This is a genomic window from Psychrobacillus sp. FJAT-21963, assembly GCF_001420585.1.
GTDB lineage: Bacteria > Bacillota > Bacilli > Bacillales_A > Planococcaceae > Psychrobacillus.
Genome location: NZ_LJIY01000016.1, coordinates 111,464 through 127,730 on the forward strand (window position 1 = coordinate 111,464; position 16,267 = coordinate 127,730).

Here is a 16,267-nt window from a genome sequence, read left to right on the forward strand (position 1 = left end):
CAACTTTTTTATTTCCCCAGCAGTGCCATTAAACCTTTAAAAATTAGGAAAAGAGAGAAAATAATAATTGCTAAAATACCTATTAAGTTAATTATTTGCTCTAAACCTGCTAAGAAAGTACCTTCTAAGGGAACCTTTAACAATGCAAAACCAGCTAATATACTAGCTAACATTAAAAGAATTAATCGATCCATTCTATTTCGCCTCCTCTTTAGTACATTATATGTACAAGGGAAAGGTAAGTTGAACCAATTGCGATTCACGAGGGTAATTCGAATACAATACCGTTTTGAGTGAAGACAATAACTCCCTTGTTCGACTACGGAGGCTTTTGTTCAAGAACAAATCAAAAGGACTATAAGAAGTCCTTTTTGAGTTCTACGATTATTTAGGAGTGTTTTTTTTAATGTTTCTATTTAACATTCTTAAACCATTTAAGATTACTAGAATAGTGCTTCCTTCATGACCGATAACTCCAAGTGGAAGATCAACTGCTTGTAGAAAGTTTGAGATAATTAAAACGCCTATAACCGAAATAGAAAAGACGATGTTTTGTTTTACAATTCTTTGCATTTTTCGAGACATTTTAACTGCATATGCGATTTTCGATAAGTCATTTTTCATTAACACTACATCAGCAGTTTCAAGTGCTACATCTGTTCCTTCACCCATAGCAAATCCAGTTGTTGCAGTCGCTAGTGCTGGAGCATCATTAATGCCATCCCCAACCATTCCAACGAATTTGTACTCTTTCAATAATGCTTTCATATGTTCTACTTTCGTTTCAGGTAGACATTCAGCGATATATTGATCGATTCCTGCTTCTTTAGCAATCACTTTCGCTGTTTTTTCATTGTCTCCTGTTAGCATCACTGTTTTTATTCCTAGTGACTGAAGTAACTTTATGGCTTCTTTTGCTTCTTCCCGTACTGTATCTTTCAAAGCGGCAGCAGCTGCAATTCCTTGTTGATCTCGCATGAAGATGACAGTCTTTCCTTCATCAGCTAATGTAGCTGCGATACCATTTTGGAAAGCAAATGCATCCTTTTTGTTCACAAATTCAGGTTTTCCCACAATGATTGTTTGACCGTCAATAGTTGCTTCTAACCCAAATCCAGGTTTATCCTCAATATGAATAAGGGGAAGTTGACCAATTCCTTCTGATTTGGCATAGGAAGTTATTGCTTGTGCAAGTGGGTGATTCGACTGCGTTTCAATAGTTGCCAGTAATGTTAGAGTTGCTATCCGATCTAAATCTTCTCGAACAAAAAAGTCTGTTACAACTGGTTTGCCCTGCGTTAATGTACCTGTTTTATCTAAAGCAATTGCTTTCATTTCACTGACATTTTCTAAGTGGACTCCACCTTTAAATAATATCCCACTTTTGGCTCCATTTGAAATAGCTGCAAGTGTTGCAGGCATAATAGAAGCTACAAGAGCACAAGGTGATGCTACTACCAATAAAACCATCGCTCTATACAATGTGGTCGTCCAGTCCCAACCAAGCAAGTAATGTGGAAGAAACATCATAACTGCCACGCCAAGCAATACGAATTTTACATAAGTACCTTCAAATTTCTCAATAAATTGTTGTGCGGGAGATTTTTCATCTTGGGCAGATTGAACAAGTTGGATAATCTTTTGGAAAAGTGAATCCTCATTTGCTTTTGTCATCTCCATAGTAATAGCGCCACTAATATTCACGGTACCCGCATATAGTTCATCATTTGTTTTTTTGGAAACAGGAATAGACTCACCGCTAATTGCAGCTTCATCTACTGCAGTAAAACCATTTACAATGATTCCGTCTGCAGGTATTCTTTCTCCAGGTTTGACAACCAATTGATCTCCGACTACAAGTTCGTTTACGGAGACACGGATTGTAGAGCCATCACTGTTTAGTTTCCAGGCTTCTTCCGGTTGTAATTTCATGAGGGAAGAAATTTCTTTTTTACTTTTGTTCATTGTATAGGTTTCAAGTGCACCACTAACAGCAAAGATAAAAATTAATATAGCACCTTCCGTCCAATAACCAATAATAGCAGAACCAATCGCTGCTAAAATCATCAGCATTTCCACATTCAATTCTTTATCTTCAATGGTTGCTTCTATTCCTTCTTTTGCTTTAGCGAAGCCTCCAATGACAAATGCTAACAAATAAAATACGATAGAAGCTGTCTCTTGGCCAGCATTACTTAGCAACCAAGCACCGAGAATTAATACTCCAGAGAAGAGAGCGGCAATTAGCTCCATATGGGGAAATAGGGATTTTAAAAATGATGGATTCTCATTTGTTTCCTTTATAGTAGACATGTAAATACCTCCTTGATAATGAATTTCACTATTAATAAGCTTATAAAATGACGAAAATGGATTCCCAGTTGGAAATCCATTTTATATTCATTACTACTTTATAATTATTATAATTTAGAAGTTATTTAATGTCAATCGATACGTTTAGTTGAATACAGGTTCTTTGTATGCAGATAGTTTTTCTAACGAAGACTTATCTACATCCGCATGTAAACTATTGCCGTGTGAGTCCATTGTTACGACAGCTGTGAAGTTTTCCACTCGTAAATGCCACATTGCTTCCGGAATGCCGAATTCCATTAGGTCAACGCCTTCGACGCCTTTAATACAGTCTGCATAGTATTGAGCTGCTCCGCCAATCGCATTTAAATATACTCCACCATGTTCGGATAGTGCAGCAAGTGTTTTAGGTCCCATACCACCTTTACCAATTACCGCACGAATACCAAATTTTTTCATAATATCGCCTTGGTATGGTTCTTCTCGAATAGAAGTAGTTGGTCCCGCAGCACGTACATGCCAATTACCTTCATCGTCTTTCTGCATTACTGGACCACAGTGATAAATGATCTGTCCGTTTAAATCTACTGGAGCATCATGACTCATTAAGTGATGATGGATTGCGTCACGACCTGTATACATACGACCAGTGATTGATACAACATCTCCTACTTGTAGGGAGCGTATTTGTTCTTCCGAAATTGGAGCCTGAAGTTCCACCACTTTTTTAGGGGCTTCTTCAGTAGCTTCTTCCTTAAATTCAATTTTCTCTCCATCTTGGTAATGCCAATCTATGATTTCACCTGTAGTTGGGTGAATGTTAATTGCCATTCGACGGTATGCCCAACAGTTGTAAGCAACAGATACATAGAAGCTTGCTGGAATACGGTGCATCACACCAATTTTACAGCCTAGCAGAGTAGCTTCTCCACCGAATCCCATAGTTCCTATACCCAATGTATTTGCTTTTTCAACAATATACTCTTCTAATTTTGCTAGATCTGGATTAGGATTTGTATCTTCTACATGACGGAATAATTGTTCTTTTGCAAGGTCATAACCTGAGGAACGATCTCCACCAATGCCTACTCCAATAAAGCCTGCAGAACATCCTTGCCCTTGTGCTTGATAAACAGAATGTAAAATACATTTACGAATTCCGTCTAAATCACGTCCAGCTCGGCCCAAGCCTTCTAGTTCTGTAGGAAGGCTATACTGAATGTTTTTGTTTTCACAGCCGCCACCTTTTAGGATTAGCTTCATTTCAATATAATCTTTTTCCCATTGCTCAAATTTCATTACTGGTACACCTTCGCCAAGGTTGTCGCCGCTGTTTTTCCCTGTTAATGAATCAACGGAGTTAGGACGAAGCTTTGCATCTTTAGTAGCGCTCACGATAGCACGCTTAATCGCTGCTTTAATTTCTAGTTGGTTAACTCCAACAGGTGTTTTAATTTTGAATGTAGGTAACCCAGTATCTTGGCAAATAGGGGATACGTTGTCATCCGCCATCTGAATATTATTTGTAATGGTGTCTAAACTCATCGCCGCTCGTGTACCAGCATTTTCAGCTGCTTTCGCTTTTTTAATTGCTCGACGGACGTCTTTTGGTAAATTTGTCGATGTTTCGGTTACTAAGTCATAAATACTTTTTTCTAATTGCTCCAATTGCATGGGACAAACGCTCCTTCTATGTATATGTATCTTAAACATTACAAGTATACTATTTAATCACTTCGAAAAAAAGAGAGGATTCATGTAAGTTTTATGTAGAGCCTTAACGTATCTTCATATGTAATTATCCAATAGATTGATTGGAGCGTAGGGAAGGAAGCGGCTCTGCCCCGCCCGCTGAATGAGTGTTGATCAGTTTGCGGACGATTTACTAATCTGGTTCTTTAAATTGACAAAAGGTATCGTGAGGAGGCCTCTCGATACCTTTTGTCGACAATCTGAGCGTTCGCAATGTGATGCATTCCGAACTTCTTTGACATGCGTTTTAATCGTTTGAACTTTTAAATTGTTCCATTTTCAACTCTAAGTCATCCATCATTTGAATAAGTCGATCTATATCTTCCAGTTCAGTCGTTTCAGGTTCAATTGAATCTAATACCTCTAAAAACATTTGCAGACGATCTTTTAAATAAGATACTTGTTGTTCTGGATTTGAAATTTGTTTACCCACAGAATAACACCTCACTTTATGATTTAAGAATAAATGAAAATAGGTATAAAAGATAGGTCCAAAGAGTTATTTTAATAATTATTGTATTTAGAATATTTACTCTTTTATCGTTATGTGTTAAAGTTTCTTTAAGGCATACATAGAAGGGAGGCCGTAGTGAATAGTCGAAAACCATTCAATCGAGAGAAGGAGGGGGTTCAGACATTTCACCGGCATAGACGCCGCAAATGCAGTTATGAATATACAAGTGAATAATAGTTATATGTAAAAGGCTCAGTCAGATCTCACGTAGATATCGACTGGGTCTTTTGTTGATGTCAGCTTTCGATAGCTTACCCAATTTTTAAGAAAAATATATATAATGTGATCGATTTGTCTGCTACACTACTGTTTAGAACAACTTAGAATATATAAAAAGAGGTAGCATATGCAGCAATTTACAGCAGTTGAACGTAAGAGATTTTGGATACTTGTCACGATTGTATCTATATCAGGTTTTTCACAAGGGATGTTATTGCCACTCATCTCCGTAATATTTGAGCAAGACGGGGTAAGTGCGACTTTAAATGGATTAAGTGCAACAGGTCTTTATATAGGTACATTATTAATATCTCCATTTATCGAGCCTCCACTTCGTAAGTTTGGGTACAAGCCCATTATTGTTATAGGTGGGCTACTCGTAATTGTCTCACTAATGCTTTTTCCGTTATGGAAGAGTGTTGCATTTTGGTTTGTATTGCGATTGTTGATAGGGATTGGAGATCATGCCCTTCATTTCTCCACACAGACTTGGATTACTAGCTTCTCCCCACAACATCGATTAGGAAGAAATATAGCGATATACGGTCTTTCATTTGGTGTGGGTTTTGCAGTAGGACCTTTGTTTGTCCAACTTGTAGAAATCTTTGAAGGGCTGCCGTTTATCGTATCTAGTCTTCTCTGTTTAGGAGCCTGGTTGCTAGTCTTTTTTGTTAAAAATGAAAAACCAGAAATTCATACTAGCTCATCAGCTCACACAGGAACATGGAAACGATTTGGAGCAGCGTTCGCAGTTGCTTGGGTAGCATTTATTCCTCCGTTTTGTTATGGATTCTTGGAATCTTCTTTAAACGCCATTTATCCGGTTTATGCACTTCGAAATGCTATAGAAGTTACAAGCTTGTCGTACATACTAGCAGCATTTTCTATTGGAGGAGTTGTCTCTCAACTGCCACTTGGCGTATTAAGTGACAAAATAGGAAGACGAAAAGTGTTAATCATAATGCTTGGCCTTGGCGCAATTACATTTGGAATTGCCAGTCTTTTTGAAACTTCTACCATGATAATAGCCATATTATTTTTTATAGCTGGAATGTTTGTAGGGTCGACATTCTCATTGGGGATTTCTTATATGGCTGACTTAACACCGAAAGAACTGCTTCCTACAGGTAATTTAATTTGTGGTATTTTCTTTAGTCTTGGAAGTCTCTCTGGTCCCTTTTTAGGCGGTCTTTTTATTCAGCTATTTGAAGGTATTAGCTTTTTAGTATTAGTTGCCTTACTACTTGGCATTTTATCGTTTATTATCTTTGTATCGAATCCTCAAAAGAAAAGTTTTGTTTGAAGGAGTGTGAGGTGAAATATGAATAATAGAGTGAAAGAAACCTACAATCAGCTTGCGGATGATTATGAACATAACGTGGATACTAATAGTCCATTCAACACGCAATATGAACGACCTGCGATGATGAACCTTTTGCCATCCGATTTAAGAAATAATAAAGTTCTGGATGCAGGATGTGCGGCTGGGTGGTATACAAAACAATTGATCCATTTAGGAGCAGTTGTAACCGCCACCGATATTAGTCCTAAAATGGTAGAGGCTACTAAAAGAAGAGTTGGGGAAGCTGCAAGTGTTTTTTGTATAGACTTGGGAGAAAAGCTTCCTTTTGAAGATGAAACATTTGATTGGATTATTAGCTCTTTAGTGCTTCATTATATAAAGGACTGGAGCAGCACTTTTAAGGAGTTTCAGAGAATATTAAATCCCGGTGGAAAACTGTTATTTTCCGTCCACCATCCCTTTATGGATTTTAAATTATCCGAGAATGGAGATTATTTTTCAAATGAATTCATTATCGATCAATGGGAAAGAGAAGGGAAAATGATTGAAGTTCCGTTCTACCGTCGTCCACTGCAGATGATACTAAATGATACACTTGTGCATTTTTTTATTGAGCAGATAATTGAACCCCAACCTACAGAAGAATTTAAAATGAATGAACCTGAAAAATATGAACGTCTAATGAAAAATCCACATTTTATGATTGTAAAAGCGATTAAAAAAGGAAACACTCGGGATTAAATCACCAAGTGTTTCCTTTTTCATTGTTTATTGTAGTTCCAACCGCCATCTCCATTATAAATCATTAGCTTGGACATACCGCCATCAATTGTAATATTTTCTCCGTTGATAAAATCGTTTTTGGGATCGCATAAGAAAATAGCCGCTCTTGCTATATCAAGTGGATTTCCTATTCGATGAGATGGATGTTGAAGTAAATCTTCATCAGAAGCATTATAGATTTCATTTGATTCATGATATGCACTAGTTTCAATCCATCCAGGGCTGATTGCGTTCACACGTACCTTTCCTGCTAAGCTAATTGAAAGAGCATGAGTTAGTGCTGATATACCTCCTTTTGCGGAACTATAGCTCTCCGTGTCCGCCTGGGACATAAATGCTCGAGTGGACGACATATTGACGATAGCAGCATGATTGCTAAAATGAGTCAGAAATAGCTTCGTCAACATATAAGGCGCTGTTATTCCTACATTTAATACTTCAGTAAAATCCTCATAACTGCAATCGCTTATAATTCCATTATTGCTAAAACACGCATTATTAAGCAAGAAATCAATTGAGCCATATTTTTGAATAACTTGATTGGCAAACTTCTCAATATCTTCTTTTTTAGCTAAATCCCCAGCTATAAATAAATGATTGCCAGATAAGTTGGTAAGCACTTTCTGACCTGCGGTTTCGTCTTTATCAATAAAAGCAATAGAGCATCCAAGCTTTGAAAACTCTTCTACAAGACATCTGCCAATCCCCTTGGCTCCGCCCGTTATGACACATACTTTTCCTTGGAACATATCATCACCCATTTCTTTTATATACTCCATTTTAGCTATAAAACCTATGCTAATTCAAAGAGTATGATTTGAAAAAGGAAAATTTTGAGAAAAATGAAACTAATTTTCAATTTAAAACGTATGATATAAAAGTACTCTTAGAAACGATTATGATAGGGGGATTTCATATGCGTACTAATTGGTCAAATTACGCTTGGAAATTATGTTGGGTTGTTGGTTTAATTGCTTTGACATTATTAAGTTCCTTTTTACGGCAAAGAATTCGAGATAATAGCGCAATAACGTTCGACATGCTTCCTTTTTTTTGGTTCAATGCAACTATATTTTTAATATTTGGCTTATATATATCACTACTATTTATCAAAACTTGGGCAGTTAATATAAATTGGCCATTATTATTATGTGTAAGTTTACCAAGTTTGCTTATTGCATTTTATAGCCCAGTTATATTCACTATTGTAAAATATACAACTCCTGATTTATCTAATTTTACTGTTCCTATTCCTTTTTGGTTACACCGGATAAATGAACTAGGTATTCCAGCAATTGTCGCAGGGTTATCCATAATGATTGGAATGTTTGAAAATAGGAATACTAATAAAAGCAATTAATAAATGACACGAGGTAAGTTTAATGGAATTATTCATTGAAAAAGTGAACAGAAAGAAAAGTTCTAAGCCCATTTTGTTTACGAGATTTTTTATACTCTTGGCAATGGTTATCTTTTTAATAATGGCAATAGTTAACGACTTGGATATTTCTATACTAAGCTTTGTCTTTGTTATGGGAGGCATTGGCTCTACAGTAGACGGTATTGAAAGTTATTATCACAAAGCTAAAAGAAAGGTTGTACTTACGGAAATAGGATTAGGTATTGTATATTTTGTTATTTCATTTATTCTATTTTTCTAATACCGCAGTGTCGAAGGGTGAATAACTATGAGAAAAATAAGTGTAATAATAGGAGCTACTAGTAGCCTTGTTTTGTTCTTCTATATAATGTATTTTTTAATGATAAATGATACAATGTCTACTGTTTCCTTTCTTCCAGTAATAATAGGAATGGGAGGGTTTGCTTCGTTTATAAGCGGGCTTATAGAGCTAAAAAAAATAAGTGTGGAAGAAAAGAGTGGAACGACGAACAGGAGGTAACAATTGATAAAAATTAGTGCCAAATCGATACATTCAGAACTAAGGCAGCTTCTGTCTTTTGCGACTTCTGTGGATAAGATTAATCAAGAATATGAAAAATACGTGTCTTCAAATGAACGAAATTTATATGGGCTTGAGTTAAAAGAAAGTATAATTGGTTGTATTGGGATTGAAATTATAAGCTCAAATACTATTGAAATAAAACACATCGCTGTATCACCTAGTGAAAGAGGAAAGGGAATAGGGAGCCAAATGATTAATTTTATTTGTGCTCACTATTCTTCTTGTTCTATTCATGCCGAAACCGATAGGGATGCAGTTGAATTTTATCGAAAGTGTGGATTTGAGATTACGAGTTTAGGAGAAAAATATCCAGGCGTTGAACGTTTTATGTGTGAGTTTACTAATGATAAAAGAGTAGCTAACGACTAAATTTAGTTGGATATTTGGCTTATCGTTAAAGTAATTATTCTGCTTGGTTTGAAAGATAGATACGGAAATTTTTTCTGAGCTATGGAGGTGAATAGATGGGAGACTTTAGAATAAGTAAAATAGAAAATTTAGTTATAAGCGAATTATCCCATCTCGTAGAAGAGAGTAAAACGGATGGATTCCGTTTTCTTGAAAGACTAGTTAATGATTATAATGAGGGAACTAATACTTTTAGTGAGCATGGTGAATCTCTTTATGGAGTTTATAATGAGAATAATTCCTTAATAGCGGTAGGCGGTCTTAATAATGACCCTCTTTCTAATGATACACAAGTTGGAAGAATGAGAAGATTTTATGTAGGAAAAGAATATAGAAGAAAAGCTATAGGGACATTATTATTAAGACAGATTATATACGAGGCGAAGAATTATTATAGAGTTCTTGTATTAAACACTGATACAAAACAAGCAGCAAATTTTTATCAAGCATATGGTTTTGAAGAAAGTGAAGCATATCCTGGTTCCACACATTTATTAAATTTAGGTTATGAAAAATAACAGACTGTAGACAAACTCGAATTTATTTTTATATAGGATAGATCGAGTCTTTATTTTGGATCCGTTAATTTTCGTTTCAGGCGGACGCGTTCCGCCGGCATGGCTTCAGCCGCTTCCCTCGCTCGCTCAGTCCAGGGTCTTCAGCTCATGCACCTGCGCTTCGCTTTCGGTGCAGAAAACATTTGCTATTCCGGCTGGAGTCGCCGCCTTCCACTCCAATCAAATATTATTCGCTTTTCTAGTAGAAAACCTCATGCCATTAAATAGTGCAAATATTTATAACTTAAATTTTTTCAATTAGTATTTAAAGAAAATCGTTGGAAAAGGCAACACTACCGTGGAAAGGGAGCCGTTTCAACGATTTTCTTATTTATTGTTTATGGCTTCAAGACAAACTTAATACTTTCTTCTTCAAAATCGTGGAATGTTTTGTATGCATCGCTTGCTTTTTCTAGAGGAACTCTATGTGTAATAATTTCGCGTGGATCAATCTCGCCGTTCGCTATCATTTCATATAGCATAGGCATATAGTGAATAACCGGGGCTTGTCCCATTTTTAAAGTTACGTTTCGTTCAAAAATATTACCTAGTGGGAACATATTATAAAGAGATCCATAAACGCCAGTTAATTGGATAGTTCCAAACTTTCTTACTGAATTTAAGCCAATATCAATAGCGCTCAGAGTTCCACCCTGAAGCTTAAGCTTTTGTTCTACTTTTTCTATCATGGACATTTTCCCATCCATACCGACACAGTCTATAACAACATCTACTCCACCATTTGTAATTTCCTTAATGTGGCTTCCCATGTCATCAAAATCATCAAAATTATATGCTTCCACATTGTTCATTTTGATCGCATGGTTTAAACGATAAGGTACATGGTCAACAGCAATAACTCGCTTTGCACCTTTCATCCAGGCAAATTTCTGTACCATCAGTCCGATTGGTCCAGAACCAAGTACTGCAACAGTATCGCCTGCTTTCATTCCAGAATTTTCAATGCTCCAATAAGCTGTAGGAAGAACGTCCGAAATAAATAATAAGGATTCATCTTCTAATTCGCAGGATTCTGGAATCTTAAAAGGCATGTAATTACCATAGGGCACTCTTAAAAATTCTGCTTGTCCACCAGGATAATTACCATAGCGTTCGGTAAAGCCAAAATAAGCACCTGAATCTATAGCTGGATTTTCATTTGAATTGTCACATTGACTTTCCATTTCATTTTGACAATAGAAACATTCCCCACAGGAAATGTTAAAAGGAATAACAACTCTGTCACCTTTTTTAACTTTTGTAACATCAGGTCCTACTTCTTCTACAATTCCCATAGGTTCATGGCCAATCACATAGTCCTTACGTGTAGGCGTAGCACCTCTATAAATATGCAAATCAGAACCGCAAATGGCAGTAGTCGTAATACGTACGATAATGTCATCGCTCTTTTCAATTATTGGATCGGGTACTTCCTTTACCTTAATATCCTTTGCTCCTTGGAAAGTGACTGCTTTCAAAAAATCTCCTCCTTTAAAAGTGTCTCATTAATAGTAATAACCCAATTTGAAAAAACAAAACCAATAATTAAGAAGATGCTAAAAAGCCAGAGAATCTTAAACAGATTCTCTGGCTTATTTTTAGTTCTTTAATTCTAGTAGAGTTACTGCCTCAACATGTGAAGTTTGAGGAAACATATCTACTGGCTGAATATATTTCACATCGTAAAGATTTGTCAGCTGCTGAAGATCTTTTGCAAGAGTGGAAGGATTACATGAAGTGTATACAAAACGTTTTGGTTTGATAGCTAAAACGGTTTTGATAAATTCATCCTCAAGACCTGTGCGTGGTGGATCGACGGTTAAAACATCTGGAACAAAACCTTCGTTTTTCCATTTTGTTAGCCATTGTTTCGCAGTTCCGTGAACATACTTTGTATTAGTGAAGCCATTCCGTTTAGCATTCTTTTTAGCATCTTGAATAGATTCTTCTATTATATCCATTCCACGAACTTCCTTCGCATTTTTTGCAAGCCAAAGTCCGATTGTTCCAACGCCACAATAGGCATCTACTACTGTTTCATTTCCCGTAAGAGCAGCCGCTTTTTCTATTTCAGTGTATAAATTTTCAGTTTGCTCCGGATTTAGTTGGAAGAATGCTCTAGCTGATAAATCAAAAGCCAATTCTCCAAGTTTTTCATGAATCGTTTCTTTTCCAAATAAATTGAATGTTGTATCACCAAAAACAAGTGATGTTTTTTCTGCATTAATGTTTTGACTAATGGACACAATATTAGAATCAATTCCACGAATTAGTTGAACAAGTTCCTCTTTATGAGGCATTTTCTTTTTAGTAGTAACAAGTGTTACTTGGATTTGCCCTGTTTTTACACCTGTACGAACAACAATCGTACGAACTATTCCATTTGGATTCTTTTCATCGTATATAGGAATGTTCAGTTTATGCAGGAAGCCTTTAATTTCATTTGTGATATGTGTAGTCACTGGGTGTTGCATAATACATTCATTGATATCAATTAATTTGTTTGAGCTTTCGGCATATAATCCAGCGATAACTTTATTTCCTACGCTTCTTACCTGAAACTGACTCTTATTTCGATAATTCAACGGGTTATCCATGCCAATAGTTTGTTTTACATCAATAGTTGGTGCTAAGTCTTTGACATAACGTTCTAGTGCTTGGATAACAAGATCTCTTTTTTCGATTAGCTGTCTCCCATAACTCATATGCTGAAGCTGACAACCACCGCATGCTTCATAAACTGGACATTGTGGAACTACACGATCAGGGGAAGCCTGACGGATTTTTTTGATTTTTGCTTCTGCATATTTTGCCTTAGCTTCTGTCACTTGAGCTGTTATTACTTCGCCAGGTAAAGCACCTTTAACAAAAATAACATTTCGTTTGAAAAAACCTACACCTTCGCCGTTTATTCCAAGTCTTTTTATCGTTAGAGGAAATTCTTGTCCTACTTGTATTACTGTTTGTTCTGTCATTCCTTCACGTCCTTTATCCGCTTTAACTAGCAGTAAAATCCCCACTTCATCACTCCGGTGGGGATTAACTAAAAGTAAAAGTCCGATTGTTTCAACTAACATTCCATTACTGTGAATGAAGTTTCACTTTATAATCTTGCTTCTATTATAAAGGACAATTTTAAGGTTGCAAATCAATCGGAATATCCAGATTATTCATATTTAATTCGTCTATTGTTCCAAATGTATATCCCATTTTTCTTGCTTCTTGAATGAACATAGGAAGACCTTCTGCATTATCAGGTGAAACAGTGTGCATTAGAATGATTGCACCAGGATGAATTTGAGACATTAATTGATCGTAAGCGTATTTACCGCCCTTCTTCACATCCTTATGCCAATCGATAAAAGCAATGGACCAAAATATATGCTGATGGCCAATTTCGTTTGCAGCTTGTAATACTTGTTCATTAAAGATTCCTTCTGGAGGGCGAGTAACGGTAGTTCTTTTTAGGGTGGTTAGCTCGCTTAATCGTTGGTCAAACTTTTGCAATTCTTTCTTAACACCTTCTTTTGAAAGCTTAGCTAAATTCGGATGACCATAAGAATGGTTTCCAATTTGATGGCCTTCTTCAATCATTCGTTTAACTAGTGGGGTAGCACTTTCTAGATAATGTCCTGTAAGAAAGAATGTCGCTTTAATATTTTCTTTTTTTAGCGTATCTAAGATACTTTCTGTATATCCGTTTTCATAGCCATTATCGAAAGTGAAATAGAGAACTTTTTTATCTGATGGACCTTTGTAAATAGCCCCATTTCTTTCAAGCATTGCATCTAATTCTGAACCTGCTTCTGCTGGAATTTCGTTTGTCGCTTTCTTCAATCCCCAATGTATTTCTTTGGATTGCGCAGAGAAGGGTTGATAGAAGAGCCCCATACTGATGACAAATGCAGCTAATACTATTCCAAATACATGGTATTTCCACATGAAAAACACAACCTCCTTTTTTAAGTAGGTTGCGCTAGTGGTTTTTATTTATTCATGGATAAATATCTGTTAGTGCTTTACTCAGATTTGGAAAATCAAAAACAAATCCATTTTCTATTAAGACTTCCGGTAAGACATGTTGACCTTCCAAAACAAGTTGGCTTTTTTCACCAAGGGCAAGTTTTAACGCAAAAGAAGGTACTGGGAAGTAATAGGGTCTATTTAATACGCTCGCTAATATTTTGCCAAACTCATTCATTCTTTTTGCATCCGGTGCTGCGACATTAAAAGGGCCATGTATGTTATTTTCTATAGCAAACAGTAGAGCTTTTGCAACATCTCTGACATGAACCCACGACATCCAATTTTTACCCAAGCCGATAGGTCCTCCAACAAATAGTTTATACGGAAGAGCCATCAGTGGAAGTGCGCCTTCACTTTTCCCTAGGATGATTCCAAATCTTCCATAAGCAACTCTAATTCCTAGTTGTTCAGCTGTTTGTGCTTTAACTTCCCAGTCTTGAACTGTTTTCGCTAAAAAGTCTGTTCCAACTACGAGTGAGTTTTCGGTATATGTTATATCTTCCGAGGCAGGATAAATGCCAATTGCACTAGCATTTACAAGAACTTTTGGTTTATGCTCTAATGCATGTAGTATTCGAATAACTTCATCTGTTGCTTGCATTCGACTTTCGTAGATTTTCTTTTTTTGTTCAACGGCCCATCTTCCATTATTTATGGACTCACCAGCAAGATTTACGATTGCATCAATTCCTTCCAGCTTTTTTTCAGGTAAGGAATTGCCTGATAACCATTTTACAAATGAAACATTATTTATGTCTTTGTTGAGTGAACGAGTTAAAATAAATACCTCATGTCCCTTTTGAACGAGTAGGTTAGTTAGTTCACTACCTACAAATCCAGTACCTCCAGTAATAGCTATTTTCATATTCAGCCCTCCTTTATGGAATATCTTAACATTCTCCAGAGTTATCACCTATTAAAATATACGGTATAATAGTAGGGATGAATGGAGAGGTTTACTAAATGCCGATTATTACAAAGATAGGTCGTCAAAAAAATAATAAAGAACGATATAATTTATATTTGGATGAAAAATATGCTTTTAGTGTAGATGAAGCTGTTTTGATTAAGTATCAGCTTACAAAAGGGAAAGTGATAGAAGCTTTTACAATCGATGAAATCGTTTTTGATGATGAAGTAAGAAAGGCTTATAATAAAGCAATCAACTTTTTGAGTTATCGTATGAGAAGTGAGCATGAGGTAAAGAAAAAATTATTAACGAGTGATTTTGGAGAAGCAGTAGTGTTAGAAGCAATTCGAAAGCTATACGAGCATGGCTTTTTAAATGATGAGAGTTTTACGAAAGCATTAGTCGCGACTCAAAAGAAAAACAGTAAAAAGGGTCCTTCAGCTATACGCCAAGAATTAAAGAAAAAAGGAATTGAAAAAGAATTACAAGAAGAGGTTTTAGCAACTTATACAGAAGACGAACAATTGAAAATTGCTCGAACACTGACCGAAAAAATAATTAACCAAAATTCCGATAAAACACCAAGGCAAATTAAACAAAAGGTGCAAGAGGCATTACAACGAAAAGGCTACAACTTCTCGATTATTTCCCAAGCAATAGAATCTTTTGAACTCGAAAAAGAACAGGAAGAATGGGAAGATATTATTTCAACTCAGGGTGACAAAGTTTGGAGAAAATATGTATCGAAATATACGGGATATGATTTGAGGAACAGGGTAAAACAAGCACTATACTTAAAAGGATTTCCCGGAGAGCAAATCGATTTATTTATAGAGAAAAAGGAGCTGGAACAACAGGATGATTGAGAAAAAATATAGTGATATGACAGAACAAGAATTACGAACTGAAATCGCTAGACTGAAAGAGAAAGCAAGAAAAGCAGAACAATTAGGTATTGTAAATGAATATGCAGTATATGAAAGAAAAGCTACAATGGCTCAAGCGTTTCTAACTGATCCAGCTTCTATTAAACCAGGTGAAATGTACCGTATCTCAAGTGATCCAGGAATATTTTTTCAAGTGGAGTATCTTAAAGGAAGATTTGCCTGGGGATACAGATTAGGTGGAGACAAGTATGAAGAAGCATTACCAATTTCGTTATTATTGCCTCTAAAGGAAGGAAAATAAGATGCAGGATAAAATAGATACTTTAACACAACAGCTAATTGAAAAAAACGATAAACTTTCTGCTGCAAAGGCAAGAGCATGGATTGAACTGCTTTGGTCAGATTTTGAATCATCTTATGCGAAAGCAGGATATGATTACAAAGGTGCAGCAGTCACTGAAATGGTCATCAAAAAATGGATAGAAGGTTATGGTGACCAATTGCATGAATTTGCTAGCTCGAATGAAAAGTATAAGCATCTTTTGGAAGTAGATGATTTCTTAAATTAAAGGCTCTGTTATTTATTACGGAAAGTTTTTAAATTGAGAATACAAAAAACACTGATTCTTAC

Annotated in this window: 19 protein-coding genes; 10 read left to right on the plus strand and 9 right to left on the minus strand. The window is 36.0% G+C overall.

What is annotated here, in order from left to right; genetic code table 11:
* Positions 1 to 8: 8 nt before the first annotated feature.
* From AN959_RS19595 to AN959_RS19610, 4 genes are all read right to left on the minus strand, one after another.
* Entirely contained in the window at positions 9 to 194 is a 186-nt protein-coding gene (locus tag AN959_RS19595; RefSeq protein ID WP_056833251.1) for a hypothetical protein, read from the minus strand.
* Positions 195 to 384: 190 nt separating this feature from the next.
* On the minus strand, positions 385 to 2,313 hold the full coding sequence (locus AN959_RS19600) for a heavy metal translocating P-type ATPase (protein WP_056833253.1): 1,929 nt from the start codon (positions 2,311 to 2,313) through the stop codon (positions 385 to 387).
* Positions 2,314 to 2,457: 144 nt separating this feature from the next.
* The gene (locus AN959_RS19605) at positions 2,458 to 3,987 is read right to left on the minus strand and encodes a fumarate hydratase (RefSeq protein WP_053592010.1); all 1,530 of its coding nucleotides are present in this window, start codon (positions 3,985 to 3,987) and stop codon (positions 2,458 to 2,460) included.
* A gap of 325 nt (positions 3,988 to 4,312) precedes the next feature.
* The gene (locus AN959_RS19610; RefSeq protein ID WP_053592011.1) at positions 4,313 to 4,498 is read right to left on the minus strand and encodes an SE1561 family protein; all 186 of its coding nucleotides are present in this window, start codon (positions 4,496 to 4,498) and stop codon (positions 4,313 to 4,315) included.
* 427 nt (positions 4,499 to 4,925) lie between these two features.
* On the opposite strand from AN959_RS19610, the gene AN959_RS19615 reads away from it, so the two are divergent.
* Together AN959_RS19615 and AN959_RS19620 are read left to right on the plus strand one after the other, a co-directional pair.
* On the plus strand, positions 4,926 to 6,101 hold the full coding sequence (locus AN959_RS19615) for an MFS transporter (protein ID WP_053592012.1): 1,176 nt from the start codon (positions 4,926 to 4,928) through the stop codon (positions 6,099 to 6,101).
* An 18-nt stretch (positions 6,102 to 6,119) separates the two neighbouring features.
* Positions 6,120 to 6,842 (plus strand): class I SAM-dependent methyltransferase, encoded by a 723-nt coding sequence (locus AN959_RS19620; protein WP_056833255.1) that lies wholly within the window; start codon positions 6,120 to 6,122, stop codon positions 6,840 to 6,842.
* A 20-nt stretch (positions 6,843 to 6,862) separates the two neighbouring features.
* Here the strand turns inward: AN959_RS19620 and AN959_RS19625 are convergent, their stop codons facing one another.
* Complete coding sequence (locus AN959_RS19625) at positions 6,863 to 7,645, minus strand: SDR family oxidoreductase (RefSeq protein ID WP_253278950.1); 783 nt, start codon at positions 7,643 to 7,645, stop codon at positions 6,863 to 6,865.
* A 155-nt stretch (positions 7,646 to 7,800) separates the two neighbouring features.
* Here AN959_RS19625 and AN959_RS19630 point away from each other — a divergent pair, with 155 nt between their 5' ends.
* The 5 genes from AN959_RS19630 (at position 7,801) to AN959_RS19650 (ending at position 9,774) form a co-directional block, all read left to right on the plus strand.
* The gene (locus AN959_RS19630; RefSeq protein WP_156350834.1) at positions 7,801 to 8,244 is read left to right on the plus strand and encodes a hypothetical protein; all 444 of its coding nucleotides are present in this window, start codon (positions 7,801 to 7,803) and stop codon (positions 8,242 to 8,244) included.
* Between the two features lie 22 nt (positions 8,245 to 8,266).
* Complete coding sequence (locus tag AN959_RS19635; protein WP_056833259.1) at positions 8,267 to 8,545, plus strand: hypothetical protein; 279 nt, start codon at positions 8,267 to 8,269, stop codon at positions 8,543 to 8,545.
* Positions 8,546 to 8,572: 27 nt separating this feature from the next.
* Entirely contained in the window at positions 8,573 to 8,785 is a 213-nt protein-coding gene (locus tag AN959_RS19640) for a hypothetical protein (protein WP_056833260.1), read from the plus strand.
* A gap of 3 nt (positions 8,786 to 8,788) precedes the next feature.
* Positions 8,789 to 9,217, plus strand: coding sequence for an N-acetyltransferase (locus AN959_RS19645; RefSeq protein ID WP_056833262.1), 429 nt, complete (start codon positions 8,789 to 8,791; stop codon positions 9,215 to 9,217).
* Between the two features lie 95 nt (positions 9,218 to 9,312).
* The gene (locus AN959_RS19650) at positions 9,313 to 9,774 is read left to right on the plus strand and encodes a GNAT family N-acetyltransferase (protein ID WP_056833264.1); all 462 of its coding nucleotides are present in this window, start codon (positions 9,313 to 9,315) and stop codon (positions 9,772 to 9,774) included.
* Positions 9,775 to 10,151: 377 nt separating this feature from the next.
* Here the strand turns inward: AN959_RS19650 and AN959_RS19655 are convergent, their stop codons facing one another.
* The 4 genes from AN959_RS19655 to AN959_RS19670 form a co-directional block, all read right to left on the minus strand.
* Positions 10,152 to 11,291, minus strand: a complete 1,140-nt coding sequence (locus AN959_RS19655) for a zinc-dependent alcohol dehydrogenase (protein WP_056833266.1) — start codon at positions 11,289 to 11,291, stop codon at positions 10,152 to 10,154.
* Positions 11,292 to 11,411: 120 nt separating this feature from the next.
* Positions 11,412 to 12,788: a 23S rRNA (uracil(1939)-C(5))-methyltransferase RlmD gene (rlmD, locus tag AN959_RS19660; protein WP_056833310.1), complete on the minus strand. Its 1,377-nt coding sequence runs from the start codon at positions 12,786 to 12,788 to the stop codon at positions 11,412 to 11,414.
* Between the two features lie 160 nt (positions 12,789 to 12,948).
* Positions 12,949 to 13,755, minus strand: a complete 807-nt coding sequence (locus AN959_RS19665) for a polysaccharide deacetylase family protein (RefSeq protein ID WP_056833268.1) — start codon at positions 13,753 to 13,755, stop codon at positions 12,949 to 12,951.
* Positions 13,756 to 13,807: 52 nt separating this feature from the next.
* Positions 13,808 to 14,704 carry a TIGR01777 family oxidoreductase gene (locus tag AN959_RS19670; RefSeq protein WP_056833270.1) on the minus strand — a complete coding sequence of 299 codons (897 nt, stop codon included), beginning with the start codon at positions 14,702 to 14,704 and terminating at the stop codon, positions 13,808 to 13,810.
* A 98-nt stretch (positions 14,705 to 14,802) separates the two neighbouring features.
* Between AN959_RS19670 and recX the strand changes: the two genes are divergently transcribed.
* From recX to AN959_RS19685, 3 genes are read left to right on the plus strand one after another with little or no spacing between them, the layout of a single operon-like run.
* Positions 14,803 to 15,615, plus strand: a complete 813-nt coding sequence (gene recX / locus AN959_RS19675) for a recombination regulator RecX (protein WP_056833272.1) — start codon at positions 14,803 to 14,805, stop codon at positions 15,613 to 15,615.
* Entirely contained in the window at positions 15,608 to 15,937 is a 330-nt protein-coding gene (locus AN959_RS19680; protein ID WP_053592023.1) for a YfhH family protein, read from the plus strand. The genes recX and AN959_RS19680 overlap by 8 nt, the downstream gene beginning before the upstream one ends.
* Before the next feature lies 1 nt (position 15,938).
* Positions 15,939 to 16,205, plus strand: a complete 267-nt coding sequence (locus AN959_RS19685) for a YfhJ family protein (protein ID WP_053592024.1) — start codon at positions 15,939 to 15,941, stop codon at positions 16,203 to 16,205.
* Positions 16,206 to 16,267 lie beyond the last annotated feature (62 nt).

What these genes read in the sequence shown, in the direction of transcription:
- recX (WP_056833272.1), top strand. Translation starts at nt 14,803, where the DNA reads ATGCCGATTATTACAAAGATAGGTCGTCAAAAAAATAATAAAGAACGA.
- rlmD (WP_056833310.1), bottom strand. Translation starts at nt 12,788, where the DNA reads ATGACAGAACAAACAGTAATACAAGTAGGACAAGAATTTCCTCTAACG.
- AN959_RS19595 (WP_056833251.1), bottom strand. Translation starts at nt 194, where the DNA reads ATGGATCGATTAATTCTTTTAATGTTAGCTAGTATATTAGCTGGTTTT.
- AN959_RS19640 (WP_056833260.1), top strand. Translation starts at nt 8,573, where the DNA reads ATGAGAAAAATAAGTGTAATAATAGGAGCTACTAGTAGCCTTGTTTTG.
- AN959_RS19665 (WP_056833268.1), bottom strand. Translation starts at nt 13,755, where the DNA reads ATGTGGAAATACCATGTATTTGGAATAGTATTAGCTGCATTTGTCATC.
- AN959_RS19620 (WP_056833255.1), top strand. Translation starts at nt 6,120, where the DNA reads ATGAATAATAGAGTGAAAGAAACCTACAATCAGCTTGCGGATGATTAT.
- AN959_RS19685 (WP_053592024.1), top strand. Translation starts at nt 15,939, where the DNA reads ATGCAGGATAAAATAGATACTTTAACACAACAGCTAATTGAAAAAAAC.
- AN959_RS19605 (WP_053592010.1), bottom strand. Translation starts at nt 3,987, where the DNA reads ATGCAATTGGAGCAATTAGAAAAAAGTATTTATGACTTAGTAACCGAA.
- AN959_RS19680 (WP_053592023.1), top strand. Translation starts at nt 15,608, where the DNA reads ATGATTGAGAAAAAATATAGTGATATGACAGAACAAGAATTACGAACT.
- AN959_RS19635 (WP_056833259.1), top strand. Translation starts at nt 8,267, where the DNA reads ATGGAATTATTCATTGAAAAAGTGAACAGAAAGAAAAGTTCTAAGCCC.
- AN959_RS19630 (WP_156350834.1), top strand. Translation starts at nt 7,801, where the DNA reads ATGCGTACTAATTGGTCAAATTACGCTTGGAAATTATGTTGGGTTGTT.
- AN959_RS19600 (WP_056833253.1), bottom strand. Translation starts at nt 2,313, where the DNA reads ATGTCTACTATAAAGGAAACAAATGAGAATCCATCATTTTTAAAATCC.
- AN959_RS19670 (WP_056833270.1), bottom strand. Translation starts at nt 14,704, where the DNA reads ATGAAAATAGCTATTACTGGAGGTACTGGATTTGTAGGTAGTGAACTA.
- AN959_RS19625 (WP_253278950.1), bottom strand. Translation starts at nt 7,645, where the DNA reads ATGGGTGATGATATGTTCCAAGGAAAAGTATGTGTCATAACGGGCGGA.
- AN959_RS19650 (WP_056833264.1), top strand. Translation starts at nt 9,313, where the DNA reads ATGGGAGACTTTAGAATAAGTAAAATAGAAAATTTAGTTATAAGCGAA.
- AN959_RS19615 (WP_053592012.1), top strand. Translation starts at nt 4,926, where the DNA reads ATGCAGCAATTTACAGCAGTTGAACGTAAGAGATTTTGGATACTTGTC.